This is a genomic window from Saccharopolyspora sp. NPDC002686, from assembly GCF_040295745.1.
Classification (GTDB): Bacteria; Actinomycetota; Actinomycetes; order Mycobacteriales; family Pseudonocardiaceae; genus Saccharopolyspora; species Saccharopolyspora oryzae.
Window position 1 is genome coordinate 1 of sequence record NZ_JBEOVY010000442.1, and the last position, 5,525, is coordinate 5,525.

Consider the following 5,525-nt stretch of genomic DNA (forward strand, 5'->3'; position numbering starts at 1 on the left):
CGGCGGCCCGCCGCGCTGCGATCGGAGGGGTCCGGTCAGACCTCGGCCAGCCAGCCGCCCGCCACGAGCGCGCGCACGTCGTCGGGCAGGACGAAGGCGGTACCGCCCCCGACCTGGCCGAAGTCCGGTTTGGCGACCCCGGAGATGACGTCGAAGCCGGTGACCACCCGGTACCGGCGGTACTCCCCCGGCGGCTGCTGCGGCGGCACCGACCGCTGCGGCAGCGTGGTGCCGGCCACGAACACGGTGTTGCCGGTCGGCTCGCCGAACCGGTCGACCTCGTCCCCCGCGCGCAACGTCACCAAGAACTTGTTGTCGTAGGACGCCAGCGGCGGTTCGCCGGGGAACGGCTCGTACCGGCACTCGAAGTCCTGCAGCGGCTCGTCCGGCTCCCGCAGGAACTGGGTCCGCGTGAGCGACATCGCACCGATCAGGTGAGCCGCGGCGGCGTACGGGTCGGCGAAGCGGGACCGGTTCTTCACCCGGCCCTGGTCGAGGCAGGACACCGACCACCAGCCGTCGGGGCCGCGGAGCATGCTCCAGCCGCCCTCGACCGGCTCCTCGAAGCTGTAGAAGCGGGTGCTCATGCCCATCGCGCTGATGAAGCCGCGGGCCAGGTCGATCGCGCCGGCCGGGTCGAACTGCTGCAGCGCGTCGGGATCGCCGCCGAGCACCAGCGCCTTGGCCTCGGCGGCCGCGCGGTCGGCGATCTCCCGCGGCGGTTCGTGGCCCAGGCTCCGGATGTGGTCGAGGAAGTCGCGCGGCGGCGCGATGTCGTGCGCTTCCAGGTAGTAGGCCATCGCCAGCGGCCACACCCAGGTGCCGTCGGTGTGGAACTGCTTGGGCACCTCCGGCGGGCGCTGCGGGTCCACCTCGTCGGGGTCCGTGCTGTACGCGCGCAGCAGGATCTCGCCGCCGTGCAGGTAGTAGAGCACCAACTGCTTCTCGACCCAGGTGAGCGCCGGCCGGTGCACCAGCGGGCGGTTCTCGGCGTCGCGGCCGTCGAAGAGCTCGGCCATCCGGACCGGCTCGGCGCGCTCGTCGAGGTCCCGGTGCTCCGCGAAGTGCGCCCAGGCCGGTTCCAGCAGCCATTGCGGGATGGTGCTGCTCGGGTAGTAGCGCAGCTCCTCGTAGTAGGCGCGGTCGTCCTCGGGCACCTTGGTCCAGGCCGGCTCGTCGTGACCGGTGTGGAAGTCCGAGCCGTCCCGGCTGATGTGGAAGCCCGCGGAGGTCCAGGCACCGGTCGCCGGGTGGAAGGAGACCTCGCGGTGCCGTCGCAGCACGTCGACGACGTCCTGGGTGGGGATCCACTGGTGCTTGCCATCGGTGGTGACCGTGGCGGTGATCTCGAGTCGAGTACCCAGCGCGGTGCAGCCGACCTCCGCCTGCTGCCAGCCGTCCGGCAGCCCGGCGGCGACCGCGTCGCCCAGCGCCCGGACCAGGTCGCGCTGCTGCGCGGAGCGGTCCGGGAACCCGCCGTAGGACGCCGGGGCCGGGAAGCCCGACCGCACCGGGCGGGCCTCGTCGTGCTGCACGAACAGCACCGCCTCGGCTCGGTCGAGCGGCACGTCTTGCCGGTACTCCCCGTCGACCAGGCCGTGCGTGCCGGGGATCGGCGTCCCCAGGATCATTCGTCCTCCCCCTCGGGCAGTTCTTCGTGCGCGACGCCGTTGATGCGGCGCGGTGCCGGCTTGGGTGCCGGGAAGTCCGGGCCCGGCGCGGCGACGGCCGGCTCGGGCGTCGCCGACCAGTGCGGGCGGACCGGGTAGCGCTCGTTCCAGTCCTCGCCGGTGGGCGGCTCGATCGCGGCCTGGGCCGGCTGGAACGCGCCGTGCCCGAACTCGGCCACGCAGTCCAGCGCGATCTGCTCGACCACGTCGCGCAGCTCCAGGTCGGCCAGCCAGTCCACCGGCAGCGCGGCGACTCCGTGCAGCGCGCCGACGATGTTGCCGCAGATCGCACCGGTCGAGTCGCTGTCGCCGTCGTGGTGCACGGCGATCCGCAGCGCCTGCTCGACGTCGTCGCCGCCGACCAGAGCCGCGCACACCGCGATGGCCAGCGCTTCCTCACCGACCCAGCCGCCGCCGAGCTGCTCCGCGACCTGCTGCGGCGTCGGCGTGCCCGCCTCGGCGAGCTGGACGGCGGCCTTGAGCGCGGCGCTGGTCTCCTCGTGGTCCTCCCAGGTCTCCAGGACCTGCAGGGCGAGCCACACGCCGTCGTCGAGACCGCGGCCGAGCAGCGCCTGCTGGACGATCACGGCCAGCGCCCCGGCGGAGTGGTAGCCGGCGGGGTGGCTGTGCGTCAGCGCGGCGGTGCGAGCGGCGAGGCGGAACACCTCGGCGGGGTCGGCGGACCACAGCGCGACCGGGGCTGCGCGCATCGCACCACCGCAGCCCTTGGAGTCGTTGATCCGCTCGGTGAGCGAACCGGCCGGGTGGCCGTCGCCGAACCGGGCCAGCGCGCGCCACACCGTCTTGCCCGGCGCGCGGGTCGCGAACAGGCCCGGCACCTCGACCAGCCAGCCGTCCGGCGCCGGGTAGTCGGAGGCGAACGGGCCCGCCGCGGCGTCCCAGTCCACGCCCTGCGTGTGCAGCCAGCGCTGGTAGGCGAGCTGGACCTCGGGCAGCGGGTCCTCGCTGCCGAGCATCCGGTTCGCGATGCTGCCGCGGATCAGGCCCTCGGCGGTGAACAGCGTCATCTGGGTGTCGTCGGTGATCGCCCCGCGCACGCCGTAGGCCTCGCGCAGGCCAGAAGGGCCGTCGGCGCCGAAGCGCGCCGTGATCGCCTCGGCGGTGATGAACTCGAGGTCCGAGCCGAGCGAATCACCCAGGGCGCCGCCGAGGAAGCTGCCCAGCACCCGCTCGGTCAGCGACGGAGCGCTGTCGTCCGGGCCGTCCGCCTTGCGGTGCCCGCCTCGGGGGCGCACCGCCGGGGTCGGCTCGGGGGTGTCCTGTTCGGGCTCGGGCTGCCCGGTGTCCGGTTCCTCGTCGGCGGGCTCGGCCTCGATCGGGGCCGCGAGGCGGATCACCTTCCGCGTCGGGATGTGGTCGACGACCGGCGCGTCGGACTCGGCTCCTTCGTGCTCCACCGGCTCATCGGCAGCGCTGACCAGCGACATCGCGGCGACCGGTTCGGACTCCCCGGGTTCCGCTGCGGCGTCGTCGGCGACGACGTCTTCTTCCTCGACGTCGTCGCTGCCGAGCTCATCAGCGGTGTCGTCCGGCACGACGGCGCTCTCCACCTCGGCGTCGTCTTCGACGTCGGCCAGCGGCATCGGGACGACCTGCTCGACGGCGGTCTCCGGTTCGTCGGTGTCCTCGTCGAGTTCGGCCGCCAGGCCGTGGCCGGCCGGTGCGAGGTCGATCGGCGCGCGCGCAGGCGTCTTCACGCCGACCGGCTCGCGCTCCGGCAGGTCCTCCGGAACGACGGGCGCCTCCTCGACCGCAGGAGTCGGAACCTCTTCGTCCGCAACGCCTTCCAGCAGGTCGGAGCTCGTCTCGGGAGCTGCTTCGCCGGCGTCCTCCGGCTCTTCGAGCTCGTCGGCGGTCAGACCGGATCCGGCAGCAACGTCATCCGCGTCCGGCACGACGATCAGCGGCTCGGGCTCCTCGGAGGGAGCACCGTCGTCCTGGGTCTGCTCCGGCTCGGTGTCGGTGGTCAGATCCGCCCCAGCGGCAACGGCGTTGGCGTCCGGAACGGAGATCCGGCCGCGGTCGGATGCTTCGCGGACGATCCGCTCCGCGACTTCCCGGTCGACGGCTGCTTCTTCCGGCTCGTCGGCGACCGCCTCTTCCTCATCAATGGCGAACTCCGGCGCGGGGGTGCGGTCGAGGTCCGCCGCTTCGCGGACGATGCGCTCCGCGACCTCCCGGTCGACGACTGCCTCCTCCGACTCGACGAACTCCGCCGGGTCGGCCTCGACGGTCTCCGGCACGACGATCCCGGCGTCTTCGGGCTCCACGATCCGGGGCTCGCTCGGCGGCGGGAAGGCCCCGATCTGCGGCGCGTCCGCTAACGGCTCCTCGTCCCGGATCGCCGGGAACACTGCGGTGGTCTCCGCGGGCACCTCGGCGGAGCGCAGGCTCGGCACCGGGATCGGCCCGGTGCTCGACAGGTCGCTCTTCGCGGAGCTGGGGAACGTCGGCGCCCCGATGTTCGTCGAGCGCCGGCTCGGCTGTCCCTGCGGAGGTGTGTCGTCCGCCGCCGGAACGGCCGGCAGGACCATGGTCTGCTCGGCAGCGCCTTCGACGGTGTTCGGGCCGGTGAGCTCCCGCGGGCCGCCGAACGACCGCGAGTTCGGCACGTACCGCTGCGCCCACTGCGGCGGCGGTGGTGGCGCGAAGGCCTCGGCGGCGTCCGCGCAGAGGGTGTCGATGATCTGGCGCAGTTCGAGTTCGTCCAGCCACTGCGCGGGAATCCCGCCCGGCCCGTAGATCGCACCGGCGAGCTGCCCCGCCAGCGCACCGGTGGCGGAGCTGTCGCCGGACTGGTTCACGGCGACCCGCACCGCGTCGGCGAAGTTGCGGGTGCTGCCCACCGCGGCCAGCGCGATCCCGAGCTCGCCGGGCTTCTCGTCCAGGTCGAACTCGACGTCGAGGTCCCGCGGGTTCGGGCGGACGCCGCGCTGCCCGACGAACATCGCGGCGTGCACCGTCCTGCGCACGTCGGCCGGCACCTTGCCCGTCCAGTAGGCGTTGCCGAGCCGGTGGTGGTCGGACGTCGACACCGCGTCCCACAGCGGCACGCCCCTGACCAGCTGCGCCAGCACGTCGCTGTGCAGTCCGGCGGCGGCGATCGAGTTCGGCCCGGAGGTGAGCAGGTTCGCGGCCGCGGCGCCGACCGAGTACACCTCTTCCGGCACGTTCGACCACGCCATGGCGGGCGCGGCCCAGACCGTGAACTCCGCCGAACCGTCCAGCTTCATCGGTGGGCGCAGCGTGCCGTCGGCGCCCAGCGGGGACTGCTCCGCCGTCCGCCCGATCACGAGCAGGCCCGTGCCGCCCGGGTTGCGGGTCGAGTACAGCTCCGGCCGTTCGAGCAGCCAGCTGTTGGGCGCGGGCTCCGTCGACAGGTACGCCGACATCGCGTAGTCCCACGGCACGCCCTGGGTGTACAGCCAGCGCAGGTAGTTCGTGAAGATGAACTCGGTCGGCAGCCACCCGCTGCCGGAACGTGCGGCCTTCGCGCGCAGCAGTGCTTCCAAGGTGAACACGCTGAGCTGCGTCAGGTCGGTGACCGCGCCGCGCCGCCCGTAGACGGGCAGGTAGTCGACGACGCCCTGCGGGCCGAACCACTGCTGGATCTCGCTGGTGCTCCGGTTGCGCACCCCGGCGCCGAGAGCGTCGCCGACGGCACCGCCGAGCATCGCGCCGCGAAAGCGCTCCGCCCACGACAGCTGCGGCGGTCGAGCGTCGGTCATCGCGATTTCTCCCTCGTGGTCACCAGGCCGGGTAGCGCCGAGTCCAGGCCGGATCGGAGTGCAGCACCACCACGCCCACATCGCGTCCTGCCTGGCCGACAACGGC

Annotated in this window: 3 protein-coding genes; 1 reads left to right on the forward strand and 2 read right to left on the reverse strand. The window is 73.3% G+C overall.

Features of this window, described 5'->3' with window-relative positions:
- Positions 1-35: 35 nt before the first annotated feature.
- Together ABTZ89_RS34975 and ABTZ89_RS34980 are read right to left on the reverse strand one after the other, a co-directional pair.
- Complete coding sequence (locus ABTZ89_RS34975) at positions 36-1,631, reverse strand: TNT domain-containing protein (RefSeq protein WP_351053023.1); 1,596 nt, start codon at positions 1,629-1,631, stop codon at positions 36-38.
- Positions 1,628-5,419 carry an ADP-ribosylglycohydrolase family protein gene (locus tag ABTZ89_RS34980; protein ID WP_351053026.1) on the reverse strand — a complete coding sequence of 1,264 codons (3,792 nt, stop codon included), beginning with the start codon at positions 5,417-5,419 and terminating at the stop codon, positions 1,628-1,630. The genes ABTZ89_RS34975 and ABTZ89_RS34980 overlap by 4 nt, the downstream gene beginning before the upstream one ends.
- Here ABTZ89_RS34980 and ABTZ89_RS34985 point away from each other — a divergent pair.
- Positions 5,319-5,525, forward strand: a 207-nt coding sequence (locus tag ABTZ89_RS34985) for a hypothetical protein (protein WP_351053028.1), incomplete at its 3' end; no start/stop codon positions are given. The two genes, ABTZ89_RS34980 and ABTZ89_RS34985, sit on opposite strands and share 101 nt — an antisense overlap.

Bases quoted from the DNA above. Each gene is read 5' to 3' on its own strand.
- ABTZ89_RS34975 (WP_351053023.1), bottom strand. From the start codon at position 1,631: ATGATCCTGGGGACGCCGATCCCCGGCACGCACGGCCTGGTCGACGGG.
- ABTZ89_RS34980 (WP_351053026.1), bottom strand. From the start codon at position 5,419: ATGACCGACGCTCGACCGCCGCAGCTGTCGTGGGCGGAGCGCTTTCGC.